Below are 19862 nucleotides of genomic sequence, written 5' to 3' on the forward strand. Positions count from 1 at the left end.
CGTCCGTTGGGCTGCCGGTTTCTTCGTTATTGGTATGAGCCTGTTACGAAAATCGAATCATCAGCACCTGGTGAGCTTTCAGCCCCGATGCGAATGTTTTTCGCACTTCCGATATTGACACTTACCGCTTCAGACGAACCAGCAGATACTGTGAAATCCTTTAAAACGGTGTCGTTCTCATCGTAAATTTTTACTCTCACACGTTCTTCGCCAAGTCCGAAGACTGTCAGTGATAGGCTTTGGTATTTTCCGTTTGGCTGTAGTGTGAAGTCTTTTTCAGCCGAGTTAATGCCTTCAAGCACAACTCCTGAACCGTAGTCTGTGCCGTTTTGGACTGTGTATCGTTTATCTTGCGTTGTCATCGCGTAAGCACCTGTGTCAATGCCGGCTGCTGTGATTGAGGCGCTTGTATTTGTTTTTCCTAAGATGACCGTTTTTGTAGCCGCATCATAATCAACTGCTGTGCCGACGGCTTCGCCAACTGCGCGTACTGGCAAGTATGTGCGGTTGTTGTATGTAATGGCCGATAATTTATCGCCGTTTTGGTCAGTTGGTGTCCAGTTCTGCCCGTCCACTTTGAAGTTAAGTGACCAATTTAAGTACGAGGAAACCTTCTCAAGCGCTGGCGCTGCCCCAACACCGAGTGAAAATGCAAACAAGAATCCGACAAAGCCTGCAAGTGCAATGATTCGTTTCTTCAAGTAATGACCTCCATTTATGTTATTTTTTTCTACTTTAATCATACAAGATTCGACATGGTTGGTTAATAGTGGGATTTACTCATTCTAAAGAGGGAAGTAGGAACATTGTCTTGAATAAAAAGTCTCCGCCAAACCTCATCCAATTGATGTATAATGAAAGCTGGTGAATAAATACAGTCTCTTCTAACTTGTAAAATGTTAGAGACAGCTGAAATAGATTCAAAGAGGAAAGAGAGTGGAACAATCATGGGTCGTAAGTGGAGTAATATTAAAGAGAAGAAAGCATTGAAAGATAAGAATACGAGCCGGGTGTATGCGAAGTTCGGTCGTGAAATTTACGTGGCTGCTAGGCAGGGTGAGCCTGATCCTGTTTCAAACCAAGCGTTAAAGTTCGTACTTGAACGCGCAAAAACGTACAATGTGCCAAAAGCGATTATCGACCGTGCCATTGAAAAAGCAAAGGGCGGCTCTGAAGAAAACTACGACGAGCTTCGTTATGAAGGCTTCGGACCGAACGGCTCAATGGTCATCGTCGATACCCTTACAAACAACGTTAACCGCACCGCATCAGAAGTACGCGCTGCTTTTGGCAAAAACGGCGGCAACATGGGCGTCAGCGGTTCTGTTTCCTATATGTTTGAAGCGACAGCCGTTATTGGAGTAGAAGGAAAAACAGCAGACGAAGTGCTCGAAATCTTAATGGAAGCAGATGTAGACGCACGCGACGTTATCGAAGAAGACGATACCGTCATCATCTACGCTGAACCAGAAGAATTCCACGCTGTCCAAGAAGCATTCAAAAGCGCCGGCATCACAGAATTTACCGTTGCTGAGCTGTCCATGCTTGCACAAAGCGACGTTTCCTTGTCAGAGGACGACCAAGCTCAATTCGAAAAAATGATCGACGCCTTAGAAGACCTCGAAGACGTCCAGCAAGTGTATCATAACGTGGATTTAGGTGAATAAGAGAGTGTGTAGGGCTGTCCCAAAAGGTTATTCATTATGACCTTTTGGGACAGTTCTTGTTTTTTCAGAAAGCTTCATCGATTAATCTTCAACACCCGAAATGCTTCAGAAATCTTTTGTGCAAACGATAATGGCGGTTCGACAGATTGAAAGTGAAGATAGAGAATGTCAGGCTTCGCAAACAGCCAGTGGTTATGCAGAGCACTGATGATAATCCCGTTTTTTACTAGAATGGAAGTGAAAAGCGGGATTTCTTTTTCAAGCAGGACGATTTCTCCAAGATTGAGCGCATTTCCTTCATGGTCCAGTGATTCAAACATCACCTCCGCATGAAGCTCGCCGCGACTTGGACGGCCTTGGATGGTCACCTCAAGTTTACGTTGAAATTCAACTGAACAAACGCCGTGCTTCATCGTTGGCTGCCCATTTAACAGCTGCCCGTATTGTTGACAAAGGGTCTGGAAATTTGGCAAAGGAACACCGCCTTATTTTACTTTTTATAAAAATATGTATTGCAAGAGGGTTTCATGACCGAAAGCCACTTGATAAGCGAGTAAGTTTGGTTTCTCGTTGCTGAGGAATCAGGCTTTTTTTCGGTTAGAGATGTAACAAAACCATTAGCGTATCGTCTAAGAGGATAGATTGGGAATAGAAGGAGGGAAAGGTGAGATGAGGAAGGTAGCAGTGGGGATTGTGATGTGTGTGATGCTGGCTGCTTGTCAACAAGCTGATGAAACGAGTCAGTCTGTCGATGGTCCGCAAGAAAAGCCATCTTCACCTTCAGAAGCGGTTCATCAAAATGATGTCATCAATATGCATGGTGAGATTAGCAACTTAAATCGCTTTGAAACGTTTATTGCGAATGTGAAAGCTGATAAAAGTGATCACATACGGGTGATAAGCTATACAACGGAAGGGGATCCGATTTTTTATCTGCTGGATTTTGATGGGAAACAGATTGAATACACGTTTGATAATTCTCAAGATGGCTATGCCGGTTCGGATAAAGGACAGAAAAGCACAACCTGCAAGGACATAACTGAAAACGCGACTACAAATGGGACAGAATATGCATTAGCTGGCTGCTCGTCAAAAGTCGGGGACACCTTTTATTTTCGTATAGAAAGTAAGGGATGACGAATGAGGGAGAGTGGGAACAGACCCTTGCGAATTTGACTGACCAGCCCCCTTCAAGTGTTAACTTATTAACCAACCAAAGATTTCTTGTCTTTGGTTTTTTATAATTAATTTTCCGAAAATTTAAAAAATAAATTGACATGTTCTGCATCAAATGTTTATAATTTTATTATAGAAATGTGCGGTACCTGCTTCTAGAAAGACTTTCTCTTTCATGGCCAGCGGGTGGAGCGTTCGATTGAAAAATGAAATGGATGGAATATTTATTTACTGAAAAGTCTATTCTACTCTGCGGGCAGCAGAGGGACCAATAGATATTTGCCAGTGATATCACCTTTGATATTGCTGGCTTTTTTTATTGGGGAAAATACTTTTTCGAAAAGGAGTGATAGTTACAATATGTCAACACACACGCATTTATCGTTGCAAGGCGCAACAAAGTACTATAAGAAATTCAAAGCCGTGGATGATGTGAATCTTGATATTAAGAAAGGCGAGTTTGTGACGATTCTCGGTCCGTCCGGCTCTGGGAAAACGTCTTTACTGAAGCTGATTGCGGGCTTTGAAGGATTATCGGGCGGAACGGTGCTGCTTAACGACCAAGATATTACGAAGAAGAAGCCGTATGAGCGGAATATTGGGATGTTGTTTCAAAATTATGCCCTCTTTCCACATATGACGGTCAAAGAAAATGTCGCCTATCCTTTGAAACTGCGAAAATATGCGAAGGATGAGATCGCCAAGCTTGTCACAAATATTCTCGACATGGTCCACTTGACAGACTTTGTACACCGCTATCCGCACCAGCTTAGTGGTGGTCAGCAGCAGCGCGTCGCACTTGCGCGGGCGATTGTTTTTAACCCGCCGCTCCTTCTCTTAGATGAGCCGCTCGGTGCACTGGATAAGAAGCTTCGTGAAGTGATGCAGCTTGAGATTAAGCATATCCAAGAAAAGGTTGGCATCACGACCATTAGTGTGACACATGACCAGGAAGAAGCATTAACGATGTCGGACAGAATTTGTGTCATGAATCACGGCAAAATTGAGCAAATTGCCCCGCCGGATGAGTTGTATGAACAGCCTAATAACCGCTTTGTAGCTGAATTCATCGGGGAAATCAATTTGCTGTCAGGCAAGGTTGTCGGTCATGAAGGTGACAGCACGATTGTTAAGCTGCTTGATGATGATTCAGTAACGATTCATACGAAGAAAACGGTGCTCGATGACGAGGTGTACATTACATTACGCCCTGAAAATGTCAAGGTGATGAATGGTAATGAACACGCTGAGAACACGCTGCGCGTAAAAGTGCAGGAGAAGATTTACATCGGGGATGCTTTGAAAGTTAAGACGGAAACCGCTTTTGGTCAAGTGCTGACAGTGAAGGTTCCTGCGTCCTATACAGACAAGCTAACACCTGGTGTAGAGATTACACTTGGATGGGACGGACAGAAGTCCACTGCCATTCCGTATGAAAGAGAAGCCGTATCAGTCTAGTGCTTGCATTGTTGTAAGTGCTTACATAATAAAGGGGGATGTATATGAATAAAAAGATGTCATTATGGTTGATGATGGTTGCTGTTGTAATGATTTTAGCTGCTTGTGGTGGAAACAAAGCGTCAAATGAAGGTGATGGAGACAGTGCAGCTCCAGCGCCGAAAGAATTAGTTGTTGTCGATTGGGGCGGTGCTTCTTCTGAAGCGGCTCAAAAAGCAATCTATGAGCCATTTGAGAAAGCAAACGATGTGAATGTCATTGTCGTATCGCCGACAGATACAGGAAAACTAATGTCGATGGTTCAAAGCGGAAATGTTGAATGGGATGTTGTGAACCATGATACAGATGTGGCGCTTCGTCTTGAAAATGAAGGAATGCTTGAGCCGCTTGATTATGACGTCATTGATAATACAAATGTTTACCCGCATCTTGTAACAGACCATACAATTGGTTTGCAGCTTTATTTTACAAATATCGCGTATAACACAGAAGCATTTGCTGAAGGAACACAGCCGAAGACATGGGCAGAGTTCTGGGATACAGATAAGTTCCCTGGCGCCCGTTCATTATACCGCAGCCCGATGGGAACGCTTGAGTCTGCATTATTAGCTGATGGTGTGAAGCCTGATGAATTATATCCACTTGATGTTGAGCGTGCACTGAAGAGTCTTGATAAGGTGAAAGGTGATATTAAAACATGGTGGGATGCTGGAGCACAGCCGCCGCAATTACTTGCAACGAAAGAAGTTGTTGCATCTGCAGCATGGAATGGCCGTATTTCTGCAGCGCAAGAAGAAGGGTCAAATGTTGCCAATGAATTTGGTGAAGCATTGATGATGTCAACGTCTTGGATTATTCCAAAAGGCGCACCGAACAAAGAGCTTGCACAAGAATTTATCGCATTTGCGATGCAGGCAGAACAACAAGCAGAATACTCGAAGCTAATCGATTACGCACCAACAAATCAGCAAGCGCTTGAACTGCTTCCTGAAGATGTGAAAGAACGCCTCGGTCAAACAGAGGAACAGTTAGCATCACAAGTGCCGATTGATACGAAATATTGGGCGGAAAACTTTGAAGAAGTGAATGAGCGTTTTAACGCATGGCTGTTAGAGTAGAAATGATTTGAAAGGAGAAGAAGGAGGTATCTTATGGCGAAGGTGAAGACGGAGGCTCCGGTACTCACGCGAGTACCTCCTCTTCAAAAAAATCAACTTGTCCACATACCAGGCTTAAAATGGTTATTGCTGATTATTCCGCTCTGTTACGTAATCTTTTTGTTATATTTCTCGATTTTTAGCGTGTTGAAATTAAGTGTAGTTAATGATGCAGGCATGTTCACCATGGAATATGTGAAGCAGATTTTTATGAGTCCATTATATATGAAGGTGCTGTGGATTACGCTTAAAATCGCTGGTCTTGTAACGCTTTTCGCACTGTTAATTGGTTATCCGATTGCCTATTTAACGTGTATCATTGAGTCGAAGTTTTGGAAGCAGATCATTCTAGGAACAGTGCTTGTAACGCTTTGGATTAGCTTGTTAGCGAGAACGTTCAGCTGGCAGGTGATCCTGCAGGAGTATGGGGTGCTGAATAAGCTTCTGATCGGCATTGGAATTATCGATGAGCCGCTTCAGCTCCTGTACAATACACCAGGCGTTGTCGTCGGGATGACGCATATCTTGCTTCCGTATATGGTGCTGAGCTTGTATTCGGTTATGGAAAGTATTGATTACAGGCTGATGCAGGCTGCTCAAGGGCTCGGGGCGCGACCGTGGAAGTCATTTGTACAAGTCTTTCTGCCGCTGTCATTGCCTGGTGTGATGTCAGGCTCGCTTATTGTATTTGTGCTTGGACTAGGCTACTTTATTACACCGGCCATTCTCGGCGGGCAGACAAATATGGTTATTGCGAAGCTGATTCAAGAAAACATCCAAATGAGCTTGAACTGGCATATGGCGTCTGCGTTGTCCTTATTGCTTTTGGTCACAACCTTACTGCTGCTTGGACTGGCCTATTGGGCCTCAAAGCTTTCACCGCTCGGAAAGGGGAGGGAAATAAATGTGGCTCCGCATTACGGTTGGCATTATTTTAGTGCTGTTGATTCTGCCGATTTTAATTATTATACCGCTTTCATTTAGTTCGGCTGTTGCATTTGAATTCCCGCCACCGGGCTATTCATTGAAATGGTATGAGCAGTTTCTTGCTAATGAACAGTGGACAAATGGATTTATCCGCAGTGCCGTGGTAGCACTGTTTACAGCGATTATTTCGACCATTATCGGTACGATGGCCTCGTTAGCTGTTGACCGGTTGAACTTTCCAGGGAAGCAGCTGTTCTTGAATCTCATGATTGCGCCGATGATTATTCCGTTAGTTGTTGTCGGGATTGCGATGTATCATTCCTTTTCTGTCTACCAAATGACGAATACGCTGACGGCGCTTGTGCTCGCGCATTCGATTATTGCGATTCCAATTGTTATCGTCACTGTAACAGCGAAGCTGAAAGGGCTTGACCGGAACTTAGAGCTGGCCGCCTTAAGTCTCGGTTCAAATCCAGTCGGGGTGTTCTTTAAAGTAACGCTCCCGCTCATTCGTCCAGCTGTTCTTGCTGGTGCATTATTTGCTTTTATTACGTCATTAGATGAAGTCGTTGTCAGCATCTTTGTCGCTGGGCCGCGCACGAAAACACTGCCGGTTGTCATGTGGGAAAATATGCGCACACAAGTGGACCCGACCATTGCGGCCGTGTCGTCCATATTGATTGTGGCAACGATTGTGCTGTTCCTTGTCCAAGCTTTCATTACGCACATGGGCGAGAAAACAAAGCAGCGGGCAGGGTAAAACAGCAAAATATCGAAAATTTTCTGAAAATTATTGACGTGAAGCTCATCTATAAAATATACTTACATTACATTCATTGAAGGAAGACCACCTCTTCCTCAGCCACTGAATGACGAAGGAACATAACAACAAAATGAATGAAACCATGTAAACTGAGTATTCTATTTCACTCCTCCACCAAGGAGTCTATCAGTAGAAGCGGCCAGTTATATCAGCACCTTTGATATAACTGGCCTTTTTTATTTTAAAAGGAGGGTTTGCGTTGAGTGAGATCGTGCAAACAAGACCAGGAATGCGGTCAGAGAGTATTCATGCGAGAAGAATGGCAGCCGTTCCGAAAGCGCCGTATAACATTACAAGCGTTTACGTGAAATCAGCAAGCGGAGCAACTGTCACAGATGTAGACGGCAATCAATATATTGATTTTGCCGGCGGGATTGGCATCCAAAACATCGGTCACTGTCATCCGAAAGTGGTGCAGGCGATTCAAGACCAAGCAGCGCAATCCGTTCATACGTGCTTTCATGTTGCGCCGTATGAATCCTATATTGAGCTTGCGGAAAAATTGAATCAGCTTACGCCTGGTCATTTTGAGAAGAAGACGATGTTTGTAAATAGCGGGGCTGAAGCAGTTGAGAATGCTGTTAAGATTGCTAGAAAATATAGCGGAAAGCCCGGTGTGATTTCGTTTGAGCGGGGCTATCACGGTCGAACGTTATTAACAATGTCCTTAACAAGTAAGGTAAAGCCATATAAGCATGGATTTGGCCCGTTCGCAAATGCGACATATAAGCTGCCATATCCGGATTACTACCGTGGACCTGAACAGATGACAGCTGAACAATATGATGACTATTTGCTGCAAGCATTGGAGCGGTTCTTCATTTCAGAAGCGGATACGGATGAAGTCGGTGCGATTATTTTAGAGCCTGTTCAAGGTGAAGGCGGGTTCGTCGTTCCGTCGAAACGTTTCGTGCAGGGTGTGCGAGCGGTCTGTGATAAGCACAATTTACTTATGATTGCTGATGAAATTCAAACAGGCTTCTGCCGTACAGGTGAATTGTTTGCGATGAATCACTTTGACGTTGCGCCTGATTTGATGACGATGTCGAAATCATTGGCTGCAGGTATGCCGTTAAGTGCTGTAACTGGAAGAGCGGAAGTGATGGATGCGCCTGATATCGGCCAGCTTGGCGGAACATTTGCAGGCAGTCCAATCGCATGTGCCGCAAGTCTTGCGGTGCTGGAAGTGATTGAAGAGGAAAATCTTGTTCAGCGGAGCAGGGAGCTCGGCGTGAAGATGATGAACGCTTTTCGAGACTTGCAAGAACGCTATGACATGGTTGGTGATGTACGTGGACTTGGCGCGATGTGTGCAATGGAGCTTGTCAAAGACCGCACAACAAAAGAGCCGGCAAAAGAAGAAACAGCCGCAATCGTTACATACTGCTGGCAAAATGGCTTATTCGCATTGAGCGCAGGGTTTTACGGCAACGTCCTTCGCTTCCTGCCGCCGGTTGTCATCAGTGATGAGGAATTTTCAGCAGGGATGGCAATTCTTGAGCGAGCCTTTCAACACGTGCTGGGGGTGAAGGCATGACACAAGCGGCAGTCACAACTGAAACCGTGCTGAACTATATTGCAGGTAAATGGGTTTCAGCGCAATCAGATGAGACGATTACGATTACAAGCCCGATGAATAAGGATGAAGTTGTCGGCACGATTCAAGCTTCACGGCAAGAGGATATTGAAGCCGCTGGAGAAGCAGCACGTCAAGCACTGCCTGAATGGCGTCGGATGTCACCGGTCGCAAGAGGCGATATTCTTCGCAAAGCGGCTGATCTGATGGAAGAGCGGGCTGATGAAATCGCTTCGCTCGCAACGCGTGAAATGGGGAAGCGCCTTGTCGAGACAAAGGGTGAAGTGCTTCGCGGTGCCGCAATCCTTCGTTATTACGCGCAGGAAGGTATGCGAAAAATCGGTGAGGTGCTCCCATCAGCGAATAAGGATAATCTCTTCTATTCATTGCGTGTGCCTGTCGGTGTTGTCGGTGTCATTTCACCGTGGAACTTTCCAGTTGCGATTCCAATTTGGAAGATTGCACCGGCATTGATTTACGGTAATACGGTTGTATTTAAGCCGGCAACTGAAACAGGCGTCACAGCCGCAAAGCTTGTAGAAGTGTTTGAGCAAGCAGGACTCCCTGCAGGTGTTTTGAATTTTATAACCGGAAAAGGGTCCGTTATCGGTGATGCGATTGTCGAGCAGTCCGGCATTGATGCACTTACATTTACGGGTTCGAACGCTGTCGGCAAGCATATTGCCAGTAAGGCGGTGGAGCGAGGCATCAAGTATCAGCTTGAGCTTGGCGGTAAGAACCCTGTGATTGTTTTACGTGATGCAGACCTTGACTTGGCAGCTCGCTTAACGGTTGACGGGGCAATGAAACAAACGGGACAGCGGTGCACAGCGACAAGCCGGGTGTATGTCGAGCGTCCTGTCTATGAGCAGTTCAAAGAAAATGTCTTAAAATATGTGAAACAAACGATTGTCGGAAACGGACTGAATGAGGACGTTACAATGGGGCCGCTTGCTTCGAAAAGCCAGTATGAAACGGTTCTTTCCTATATTGAAAGTGGAAAAGAAGAAGGTGCCACACTCTTATATGGAGGGAACGCGCTCACAGAAGGCGAGTTTGCGAACGGCTACTATGTGGAGCCGGCTGTCTTTGACAATGTGACCCATGATATGAAGATTGCGAAGGAAGAAATCTTCGGCCCAGTGCTTTGCATGATGGTCGTTGACTCTTATGAGGAAGCACTGCGATATGCAAACGATACCATTTATGGATTAAGTGCCTCGCTGTTTACACGGGACATCGCCACATGTCTCGATTTCGTTCAAAACAGTGAAGCAGGCATGGTGCAAGTAAATGGTGAAACAGGCGGTGCGGAACCACAGGCGCCGTTTGGCGGACTGAAGGCTTCAAGCTCAGGAACGCGTGAACAAGGGCAAGCCGCAGTCGAGTTTTTTACAACCTATAAAACGATTGCCATAACACCAACGAAATAAGTTTGCTGTTACGAGTTTCCCTCAATTCAAAGCCAGGATTGAACGGAATTCCAGAGCCAGCGCCATTCACTGCCTGTTTGTGCGGTTGAATTGTGCTGGCTTTTTATTTTACGAGAAAGAGAGGTGGCAGGAATGAGTGGTGCGCTTGAAGGAATTAAAGTCGTTGACTTAAGCCGCGTACTTGCAGGCCCGTATTGTACGATGACACTGGGCGATTTAGGGGCAGAGATTATTAAGGTCGAAGCGCCGGGCGGCAGTGACGACACCCGCTACTGGGGTCCTCCCTTTAAAGGAAGCGAAAGTGCGTATTACTTGTGCACAAACCGAAACAAACGGGCGATAACACTTAACTTAAAAAGTGAGCAGGGCATTGCGGTTTTGAAGAAGCTTCTTGCAGATGCGGACGTTGTTATTGAAAACTTTAAAAACGGCACGATGGCGAAATGGGGGCTTTCCTATGAGGAGATGAAGGAATTAAACCCACGGATTATCCATTGTTCGATTACAGGGTTTGGTCGCAATGGTCCTTACAGTCATCTGCCAGGCTATGATTTTATTATTCAAGCGATGGCAGGGCTGATGAGTATTACAGGAAGCGAAGAATCAGGCCCAATGAAAGTAGGTGTTGCCATTTCAGATATTATTACAGGCTTGAACGCAACGATTGGGATTCTTGCTGCCCTGCAGGAACGGAATGTTTCCGGAGAAGGGCAAAGCGTCGATATTTCGCTCTATGACTCACAGATTAGTGCGCTCGCCAACGTGGCAAGCAACTATTTGATTTCAAAGTCCGTGCCAGGCTTGCTTGGAAATCAACATCCAAACATTGTGCCGTATCAGCCGTTTCCGACTAAGGATGGCCAAATGGTTGTCGCAGTCGGCAATGACGGGCAGTTCCGTAAGCTGTGTAAGGTGCTGAAGGTGGAGCATTTAGCTTCAGATGAACGCTTTGCAACAAATACTTCACGCCTTAGCTATCGCGAGGAGCTTGTTGAGATGCTAGGTGTTGAGATGAAAAAGCGCTCAGCCCGTGAATGGCTGCTGGACTTAAATGAAGCAGGCATACCAGCCGGCCCGATTCAAAATATGGAGGAGCTGTTTGCCGACCCGCAAGTTGAAGCAAGGCAGATGGTTTACACAGTTGATCACCCTGCTGTTGGGGAGGTACAGCTCGTTGGAAGTCCACTTAAACTATCGAAAACACCTGTTCAAGTAAGGCGCCACCCGCCGCTTGCAGGCGAACATACACAGGAAGTGCTAACAGAGCTTGGGTATTCAGAAGAAGATGTTCATGCATTATTTGAAAATAATATTATTTAGGGGGAAAAGAAAATGATGAATTTTTCATTCAGTGAAGAACAAGAAATGCTTCGTAAAATGGTGCGCAGTTTCGTAGATAAGGAGATTATGCCAAATATTAAGGAGTGGGATGAGAAAGGTCACTTCGAGCCGAGTGTCATGAAGCGGATGGCAGAGCTGGACTTAATGGGCGTTTGTATTCCAGAAGCATACGGCGGAAGCGGCATGGATTACAATTCCTTAGCGATTGTCTGCGAGGAGCTAGAGCGTGGAGATACGGCTTTCCGTACAGCGGTTTCCGTTCATATCGGGCTGAATTCAATGACATTGCTGCAATGGGCAAATGAAGAACAGAAGCAAAAATATTTAGTGCCACAAGCAAAAGGGGAAAAGATCGGTGCATTCGGCTTAACTGAGCCAAACGCAGGCTCAGACGTTGCGGCACTACAGACAACAGCGACAAAGGATGGGGACGACTACATTTTAAATGGGTCGAAAACGTGGATTTCGCTTTGTGATGTAGCGGATAACTTTATCGTGTTTGCTTATACGGACAAATCGAAAAAGCACCACGGCATTTCAGCCTTTATCGTGGAGCGTGATATGGAAGGCTTCTCATCAAAAGCAATTAAAGGCAAGCTTGGTATCCGTGCTGGAAACACAGGCGAGCTGTTCTTCGATAACATGCGGGTGCCGAAAGAAAACTTGCTTGGCGAAGAAGGCGAAGGGTTCAAAATTGCGATGTCAGCACTTGATAACGGGCGCTTCACCGTAGCAGCAGGTGCGTGTGGAACGATTCTGGCAAGCCTTGAAGCAAGCTTAGATTACTGCCATGAGCGCAGTACGTTCGGAAAAGAAATCGGTAAGCATCAGCTTGTCCAGCAAATGATCGCCAACATGGAAGCAAGCCTGCAAATGTCGCGCCTGCTTGTCTACCGTGCCGGCTGGATGAAAAACGAAGGCTTACGCAACACACGTGAAACATCCCTTGCAAAATGGCAGGCGTGCGATATGGCGCTTAAAGCCGCTGATGATGCAGTTCAAGTTCACGGTGCATACGGCTTCTCGAATGAATACCCAGTCGAGCGCTACTACCGTAATGCGAAAGCACCGGTCATTTACGAAGGAACACGCGAAATCCATACCATTATGCAGGCAGAATACGCATTAGGCTACCGCAATGATAAGGCGCTATCAAAAATGCTGCCAAAATGGCCATACGAGCAAGCAGAAGTCCCTGTAAATTAAACGAAGTGAAAATGGAAAGAGGTTGACGAACATGTCAGCCTCTTTCTTTGGTTTATGGGGAGGTGTAGATTCTGCCTTATGCTTGTCGCCCCTGGGCAAACCGTCTCCGCTTTCGACGCACAGGATGTGCTAGTGCAGGCGTTGTCACAGGACGTGACGCTCTTAGCCAGCGTTCCTTTGATGTCCAGCTGCGGCGGGCAGAAATTTGTGTTGCTTCACCTTCCTGCGCCGAGGCAAAGAGCCTCTATGCATGAAGGCTCCAGCAAACAATATTTCTAAGCGGCCCGCCTCCGCTTTTCGAAGATGTCTAGCTGCGAAAGGCAGGCTGCGCGAGTTGCTTCACCTTTCCACGCCGAAAGCAAAGAGCGGCTTTCTCTGTGTAAAGGTTCCAGCAATCGGACAGCCTAAACGCCTTTCTCCGCTTTTCGAATAAAAAAAAGGGTTTTTGGTTATTTTGCTGAATTATAAGAATGATCGTAAAAATTTGTCAACTAGGGGGAGATTAGCGATGTGCTATCAAAAGACGATTTTTATTGCAGGGCATGCGAGGCTGCCGCAGGGGATGGCGGCGAAGAGTATGTTTGAAACATTGACTGTAACAGCGGAAATTGATTGTAAATATGGCGTGATTATTGATGCGTCTTGTACGCTTGCGACACTTCATGGACGGGAATATATTGGCCGTCTTCTAAAAGGAATCAGCCTGAAGGACGGCATAGAAGAAGCAACGAAATATATTCAGCATTATTATCGCGGAAAAGCAACGAATGCAATTATTGCCGCATTAAAAGACCTGCATTTTCAGTTTCAGCAAATGAAACAAGAAGGAATAGCAGAGGTGAAATAGAAGTGAAGGGACCGATGACGCAAGTGTTAAAGCTTGTGTGGTCGGTCTTTTTTTGTCATTGATGCGTCGTATTCAGTATGAAAGTCCATCTTTTTCTTGCGGGAAAAGGTGGATATTGAACCATTGATTAATACGAAAGCACTTGATATGGTGGAAGAATATATAAAAGAAAATAATAGGGGGAAGCGGTTATGGCGAAGGAATGGACGAAGAAGCTCTCAGAAATCATCGAGCCTTCCCGGGTGCTGACGGAGGAGGCGGATTGCTGGAGCTATAGCTTTGATGCGTCTTTTGGCACGTGGCTGCCTGATGCGGTTGTGCAGGTGCTGTCGACCGAGGAGACGGTTCGTGTTGTGAAATTTGCGAATAATGAGCAAATTCCGATCTATCCGCGCGGGCAGGGAACATGCTTAAGCGGTGGTCCGCTTCCGGTAAATGGCGGGATTGTATTAGATGTGTCACAGTGGCGGGCAACGATCGATATTCATGCTGATGATATGGTAGCGGTTGTTTCGCCTGGTGTGTTGACGAAACAGATAAATGATGAAGCGCAGAAGTTTGGATTAATGTATCCGCCTGACCCGAGCAGCTCGCATGTGTCGACGATTGCAGGGAACTTAGCGGAGAATTCAGGCGGTCCGCGCGGCTTGAAATACGGGGTGACGAAGGATTATGTCATCGGCCTTGAAGTGGTGACGCCTCAAGGGGAGGTTATCCAAACAGGCGGGCGGACGATTAAGAATGTGACAGGTTATGATTTAACAAAGCTGATCGTCGGTTCAGAAGGGACACTTGGTGTAATCACACAAGCAACATTGAAGCTTATCCCAAAGCCTGTCGCAACGAAAACAGCGCTCGTTGTCTTTGATGATCTCATTGATTCAGGGCGGGCGATTTCAAAGGTCCTTACATCTGGCATTCTGCCTGCGAAGATGGAAATAATGGACCAGCTTTCAACCATTGCAGTGGAGGACTATCAGCCGATGGGCTTACCGACTGATGCGGAGGCCATTCTGTTAATTGAATTGGACGGCCATCCGTTAGCGATTGCTGAGGAAATGGACAAGGTGGAGGCCATTTGCAGTGAGCTCGGTGCAAGAAGTATAAAAGTCGCCGCATCAGCAGAAGAAGCGGCAGACTTATGGAAGGCACGCAAGCTTGTCTCACCTGCGATTGTCAAAATAAAACCGACGAAAGTGTCTGAGGATGCGACCGTCCCGCGCAGTAAAATTCCTGATATGTTTGCGCGTCTGCAGGAGATTCGTAAAAAGTACGATGTACATCTTGTCGTGTTCGGTCATGCGGGCGATGGAAATTTGCATCCGAATATTATATGTGACAAACGAGATCGGGAAGAGATGAAGCGAGTTGAATTGGCAGTGGCCGAAATTTTTGAAGCGGCTGTTGAGCTTGGTGGCACACTGTCAGGCGAGCACGGGATCGGTACGATGAAAGCCCCGTTTATGGAAATGGAATTGGGCGGGACAGCGCTCGGTTTAATGAAAGCGATTAAGCAAGCGTGGGACCCGAACAACATCATGAACCCGGGAAAGATCTTCCCAGAACCTGGAGCAAAGCTGGTGTTAACGGATGACTGATTTGAAGGAACTGCAGGAGAAGATCAACTATCATAAAACATTTGACTGCGTGCAGTGCGGCTACTGCCTTCCTGCCTGTCCAACGTATGAAACAATGCAGAAGGAAACCCATTCACCACGCGGCCGGATTAATCTTGTGAAGATGGCGGCGGAAGGAAAGGTCGATGTTGAAAAAATTCGCGAGCCGATTGACTTATGCCTTGGCTGCCGTGCGTGCGAAACCGTTTGTCCAACAGGTGTCGAGTACGGGCAAATTCTTGAAGGGGCAAAGGAAGTGCTTGAAGAACATGACGCAAAGAGTCCCGTTCAAAAAGGAACAGAGCGAATGATTTTCAAAGAAATGTTCCCTTCACGAAAATGGATGAATACGATTGGAAATGCAAGCTGGTTTTATCAGAAGTCTGGTTTGCAGAAGGTGCTGCAAAAGACAGGTGTGATGAAGCTTGCGCCGCTGAACCTTGATAAGTTCGAGACGGTGCTGCCTGACCTTCCATCACCAAAGCAGCGGAAAACGATGCAGCATCATTATCCAGCGAGCGGGCAGAAGAAAGCAAAGGTTGGTGTCGTGCTCGGCTGTGTGATGGATGCTGTATTCCATCGAACAAACCGCAACACAATCGAATTGCTGCGCCGTTCAGGAGCAGAAATCATTATTCCGAAAAAGCAAACGTGCTGCGGGGCTCTCCATGCGCATGCGGGAAAAGTGGATGAAACGAAAGAAATGGCAAAGCAGAATATTCAAGCATTTGAAGAAGCAGATGTCGACTATATCGTTAATAACGCAGGCGGCTGTGGGGCGATGCTGAATGAATATCACTTGCTGTTTGAAGGTGATCCAGAATGGAGCGAGCGGGCAAAACGCTTTACCGCAAAGTCAAAAGACATTAGCGTTGTGCTAAGTGAGCTGAACGGACTCACTTTCACCCGCGAATTGGATGAGCAGGTCACCTATCAATCCTCCTGTCATATGATTAACGTGCAAAAGGTAACGGAAGAACCGCTTAGGCTGATTAAGTCGATTCCAGGCGTGCGTTATAAACCAATGGACAGTCCAGACCGGTGCTGCGGCTCAGCTGGTATCTATAACATCGTGAATTACGATGAATCAATGAAAATACTTGATCTCAAAATGGACGACGCCAAGCAAACGAACGCAGCCACCATTGTCACAACAAACCCAGGCTGTCTGCTGCAAATGAAGCTAGGCATTGAGCGCGAAGGCTTACAGGACCGCGTTCGTGCTGTACATTTAGTGGACTTGTTAATGGAAGCAGGGCCTGAATCGAAAGAACGAATACAACAGACAACTTAAATCAAAAAAGCTGCCTTTCACCAAGCAATTGGAGAGAGGCAGCTTTCTTTTTGTTTAAGCATTCTTTGCAATCACCGAATCGACGACACCTAGGACTTCTTCCCGGCTTAGCTTTTCCTTTTGAGCTTCCATTGTGTTAATCGTCGCGAACGCTAACAGCAGTGGAATTTCACAGAACTCGCGAATGGACTTTGTTTTAATGCTTTTAATATATTCTTCCGCTTTGCGCAGCTGTGTGAGCGCATAGGTAGTTAATTCTGGTTTTCCCCATTGATTTGGATAGAACGACACACCGCGTTCTTCATCCTCCTGCTTATTGCGCAAAATGTTAACAAGCTGTAGGCCTCGTCCAAATGCGATCGCTAAGTCTTTCTTCGTTTTCGTTCCGTCATACCAAATCCAAAGCTCAGAAAGCATCACACCGACAAGTCCAGCTACATAATACGTGTAATCATCAAGGTCGTCCACGGTTTCGATCTTCCAATTTTTCTCCGTCCACTTTGCCATCCCTGAGGCCATTTCGGAAACGAAGGCGCCTACTTTCGACAGAACAGCTGCCGGCAATAATTTTAGCCATTCATCCAATAACAGCGTCACCTCAGGCAAGCGATCAGCATATGGTGCAAATAGCTTTGAAAAGGATTTATTTTCCTGTATCCCATCTGCGACACGCTGAAGCAGATTGATTTTCAGTCCCGGTTCAAGCTCAGGATGATCTTCGATTTCATCAATTGCTCTCATGCAAAGGTAAGATGCCATCACCGCTGTTTGTAAATCACCCTGTAAGCGGCGAATTGGGATCACAAAGGTTCGGCTCGTTTCTTCTAACACTCGCCATGCATCGCTTGTCTCTATTTTTTTCACCAAAGTCCGTATCCCCTTTCACCTGTAAAAATCACTAGATCAATGTTACTACGCATTTTCTAATTTATCCAACGTTTGTCGTCCGTTTGCGTTGATAACGGCTCGTCTCTCTTATGCTTATTATAGCAATGGATGGGCGGGAAATAAAATCTTACGAGCAAGTAAAGGAAAAAAATCGTAATAAAAACAGTACTTTTGAGGTCAATTTAGCCAAAGAAGGGATAATTTAAACAAATTTTTAAGATTTTTTTAATATGGTTACGATATATTGGAATTAAAGAAAATGTGACATGAGGGGTGAAAAGAAAGGGGAGCTGGAGAGGATGAGTATGGTTGATACAAGTTGCGCTGATGAAGAAGTAGATGGGGACTTTCTATTTGATGTATATGCGAGTTCACGTCTGAATGAGGTGAAAGGTTGGGGGTGGACTCACCAGGAAATGCAACACTTCCTACAAATGCAGTTTCAATGCCAGCAACACTCCTATCATATGTATTACCCTGACTTAAATACGAGAATCATTTTATTTCAGAATGAAAAAGCAGGCCGGCTTCTTATCGCAAATTCAGAAGAAAGAATAAATATTGTAGACCTTACGTTATTGCCTGAATTTCAGAATATTGGGATAGGTACGCATATACTTGAAGAGGTTTTAACGGAGGCAAAGGCTTGTAAAAGAAGTGTTCAGTTAAGTGTGGCTCGAAACAATGACCGAGCGATAAGGCTTTATGAGCGATTAGGATTTCAACACGTTCATGCAGATGAGATGTATATACAGATGGAATGGCGTCAGCTTTAAAGGAGGTGAAGACAAATGGAACAATATATTGGAGAAATCCGAATGTTTAGCGGGAATTATGCTCCTCAAGGGTGGGCGTTTTGCGATGGGCAAATCCTACCTATCTCACAAAATGAAGCGCTGTACTCATTAATTGGTGGAATATATGGCGGTGATGGCAGAACGACTTTTGCCCTTCCTGATTATCGTGGACGTATTCCGCTTCATCAAGGAACAAATCCACTCACAGGGACAACGTACAACCTTGGCCAGAAGGGTGGAACTGAGACTGTTACGTTAATAGAGCAACATTTGCCTAGTCATACGCATAGAGTTGCAGCTTCCTCTCAAGCTGGTACTTCAAATGATCCGACAAATGCAGTTTGGTCAGGAAGTGGTATTAATCAATATTCCGATCAAACTCCGGATGGAACAATGAGTCAAGAAGCAATTACAGATGTTGGCGGAAATCAGGCACATGAAAATATGATGCCTTCTTTAACAATCAGCTACATTATCGCGTTAACAGGGATTTACCCACAACGCAGCTAAAAGGGGGTGAGATAATGGCAGAACCATTTCTTGGAGAAATCCGTTGCTTTAGCTTTCCGTTTGCACCGAAAGACTGGGCGTTTTGTGATGGAACCATATTACAGATTAGTGAAAATCAAGCGCTATACGCACTCTTAGGAACAACCTACGGCGGGAACGGAACGACAACCTTTGCCTTACCTGACTTACGTGGGCGTGCGCCAGTTCACTTTGGGAATGGCATTACTCTTGGGGAGAAGGCAGGAGAAGAAACCCATACACTTACTGTGAATGAAATGCCAGCTCATACGCATATGGCACAGGCTAGTTCAAGTAATGCTGATCAAACGAGTGCAGAAGGCCATGTGTGGGCAATTAATCCAACTATCGCTAACTATGCATCACAAGCAGATCAGTTAATGAGTACGAATGCACTTGCTTCTGCTGGGAGCTCACAGGCTCATTCAAATATGCAACCGTATAACGTTGCGAATTTTTGTATCGCATTAAAAGGAATATTTCCATCACGCAGTTAGAAAGGAGGTGAAGGGATGGACCAATTTATCGGAGAAATTCGGCCATTTGCAGGAAATTTTGCACCAAGAGATTGGGCATTTTGCAACGGGCAGCTGATGAGTATTTCGCAAAATACAGCGTTATTTTCAATTATAGGAACTGCTTACGGTGGAGATGGCATAACGAACTTTGCCTTGCCTGATTTACGTGGAAGAGCCCCGATGCATTCAGGAACAGGATCAGGGTTAACGCCGAGGGTAATTGGTGAGGAGGGTGGAACGACCACAGTTACATTGATTGAAAGTGAGATGCCGAATCATAATCATTTGCCGAATTGTAAGAGCGTTGCTTCCGATGCCACTCCAATTAATAATATTTGGGCAAGTGTGCCAAGCGGGAAAGGAAGTAAACCTATTTATACAGCTTCCGCGAATACAACAATGAATCCGCAAGCTTTGCAACCGAGTGGTGGTAACCAATCACATAATAATATGCAACCTTATTTAGGATTAAACTTTATTATTGCGCTAGATGGGGATTATCCAATTCGTCCATAACAGACCATTCTTTTATGGAACATTTTGAGCTATAGGCTTTGTATCTCAATTAAGGAAGTGATATAGAGTATTTATCATAAAAAGGAGCAAATAG

The 19862-nt window shown here is 45.6% G+C and carries 20 protein-coding genes; 17 read left to right on the forward strand and 3 right to left on the reverse strand.

All coding sequences use genetic code 11. The features are described from left to right. Window positions 1-26 precede the first annotated feature (26 nt). Window positions 27-701: a stalk domain-containing protein gene (locus LC040_03660; protein WLR52021.1), complete on the reverse strand. Its 675-nt coding sequence runs from the start codon at window positions 699-701 to the stop codon at window positions 27-29. 246 nt (window positions 702-947) lie between these two features. On the opposite strand from LC040_03660, the gene LC040_03665 reads away from it, so the two are divergent. Beyond that, the gene (locus LC040_03665; GenBank protein WLR52022.1) at window positions 948-1667 is read left to right on the forward strand and encodes a YebC/PmpR family DNA-binding transcriptional regulator; all 720 of its coding nucleotides are present in this window, start codon (window positions 948-950) and stop codon (window positions 1665-1667) included. Between the two features lie 74 nt (window positions 1668-1741). Here LC040_03665 and LC040_03670 read toward each other — a convergent pair whose 3' ends face one another. Beyond that, window positions 1742-2140: a DUF1259 domain-containing protein gene (locus LC040_03670; GenBank protein ID WLR52023.1), complete on the reverse strand. Its 399-nt coding sequence runs from the start codon at window positions 2138-2140 to the stop codon at window positions 1742-1744. Window positions 2141-2336: 196 nt separating this feature from the next. On the opposite strand from LC040_03670, the gene LC040_03675 reads away from it, so the two are divergent. From LC040_03675 to LC040_03730, 12 genes are all read left to right on the forward strand, one after another. After that, window positions 2337-2804 (forward strand): DUF4362 domain-containing protein, encoded by a 468-nt coding sequence (locus LC040_03675; GenBank protein ID WLR52024.1) that lies wholly within the window; start codon window positions 2337-2339, stop codon window positions 2802-2804. Between the two features lie 399 nt (window positions 2805-3203). Beyond that, window positions 3204-4301: an ABC transporter ATP-binding protein gene (locus LC040_03680; GenBank protein ID WLR52025.1), complete on the forward strand. Its 1098-nt coding sequence runs from the start codon at window positions 3204-3206 to the stop codon at window positions 4299-4301. Window positions 4302-4345: 44 nt separating this feature from the next. Then, complete coding sequence (locus LC040_03685; GenBank protein ID WLR52026.1) at window positions 4346-5419, forward strand: ABC transporter substrate-binding protein; 1074 nt, start codon at window positions 4346-4348, stop codon at window positions 5417-5419. A gap of 33 nt (window positions 5420-5452) precedes the next feature. After that, window positions 5453-6442: an ABC transporter permease gene (locus LC040_03690; GenBank protein ID WLR52027.1), complete on the forward strand. Its 990-nt coding sequence runs from the start codon at window positions 5453-5455 to the stop codon at window positions 6440-6442. Beyond that, complete coding sequence (locus tag LC040_03695; protein WLR52028.1) at window positions 6363-7145, forward strand: ABC transporter permease; 783 nt, start codon at window positions 6363-6365, stop codon at window positions 7143-7145. The genes LC040_03690 and LC040_03695 overlap by 80 nt, the downstream gene beginning before the upstream one ends. Before the next feature lie 292 nt (window positions 7146-7437). After that, window positions 7438-8745: a 4-aminobutyrate--2-oxoglutarate transaminase gene (gene gabT, locus LC040_03700; protein WLR53181.1), complete on the forward strand. Its 1308-nt coding sequence runs from the start codon at window positions 7438-7440 to the stop codon at window positions 8743-8745. Then, window positions 8742-10217 carry an aldehyde dehydrogenase family protein gene (locus LC040_03705; GenBank protein ID WLR52029.1) on the forward strand — a complete coding sequence of 492 codons (1476 nt, stop codon included), beginning with the start codon at window positions 8742-8744 and terminating at the stop codon, window positions 10215-10217. The genes gabT and LC040_03705 overlap by 4 nt, the downstream gene beginning before the upstream one ends. Before the next feature lie 132 nt (window positions 10218-10349). Next, complete coding sequence (locus LC040_03710; GenBank protein ID WLR52030.1) at window positions 10350-11537, forward strand: CaiB/BaiF CoA-transferase family protein; 1188 nt, start codon at window positions 10350-10352, stop codon at window positions 11535-11537. Between the two features lie 12 nt (window positions 11538-11549). Further along, the gene (locus tag LC040_03715) at window positions 11550-12764 is read left to right on the forward strand and encodes an acyl-CoA dehydrogenase family protein (protein ID WLR52031.1); all 1215 of its coding nucleotides are present in this window, start codon (window positions 11550-11552) and stop codon (window positions 12762-12764) included. 508 nt (window positions 12765-13272) lie between these two features. Next, window positions 13273-13611 (forward strand): DUF3870 domain-containing protein, encoded by a 339-nt coding sequence (locus tag LC040_03720; protein ID WLR52032.1) that lies wholly within the window; start codon window positions 13273-13275, stop codon window positions 13609-13611. A gap of 191 nt (window positions 13612-13802) precedes the next feature. Beyond that, window positions 13803-15209 carry an FAD-linked oxidase C-terminal domain-containing protein gene (locus tag LC040_03725; protein WLR52033.1) on the forward strand — a complete coding sequence of 469 codons (1407 nt, stop codon included), beginning with the start codon at window positions 13803-13805 and terminating at the stop codon, window positions 15207-15209. After that, the gene (locus LC040_03730; GenBank protein ID WLR52034.1) at window positions 15202-16521 is read left to right on the forward strand and encodes a (Fe-S)-binding protein; all 1320 of its coding nucleotides are present in this window, start codon (window positions 15202-15204) and stop codon (window positions 16519-16521) included. Before LC040_03725 ends, LC040_03730 begins: the two co-directional genes overlap by 8 nt. Window positions 16522-16575: 54 nt before the next feature. On the opposite strand, the gene LC040_03735 is transcribed toward LC040_03730, so the two are convergent. Beyond that, entirely contained in the window at window positions 16576-17388 is an 813-nt protein-coding gene (locus tag LC040_03735) for a phytoene/squalene synthase family protein (GenBank protein WLR52035.1), read from the reverse strand. Between the two features lie 320 nt (window positions 17389-17708). Between LC040_03735 and LC040_03740 the strand changes: the two genes are divergently transcribed. From LC040_03740 to LC040_03755, 4 genes are read left to right on the forward strand one after another with little or no spacing between them, the layout of a single operon-like run. Then, window positions 17709-18185, forward strand: coding sequence for an N-acetyltransferase (locus LC040_03740; protein ID WLR52036.1), 477 nt, complete (start codon window positions 17709-17711; stop codon window positions 18183-18185). Window positions 18186-18200: 15 nt separating this feature from the next. Further along, a complete protein-coding gene (locus tag LC040_03745; protein WLR52037.1) occupies window positions 18201-18716 on the forward strand; it encodes a tail fiber protein in 516 nt (171 codons plus the stop codon). A gap of 14 nt (window positions 18717-18730) precedes the next feature. Beyond that, window positions 18731-19231 (forward strand): tail fiber protein, encoded by a 501-nt coding sequence (locus tag LC040_03750; protein WLR52038.1) that lies wholly within the window; start codon window positions 18731-18733, stop codon window positions 19229-19231. Window positions 19232-19246: 15 nt separating this feature from the next. Next, a complete protein-coding gene (locus LC040_03755; protein ID WLR52039.1) occupies window positions 19247-19768 on the forward strand; it encodes a tail fiber protein in 522 nt (173 codons plus the stop codon). Window positions 19769-19862 lie beyond the last annotated feature (94 nt).

It is taken from the genome of Bacillus tianshenii (genome assembly GCA_020524525.2).
In the GTDB taxonomy this organism is placed as follows: domain Bacteria; phylum Bacillota; class Bacilli; order Bacillales; family Bacillaceae_N; genus Bacillus_AV.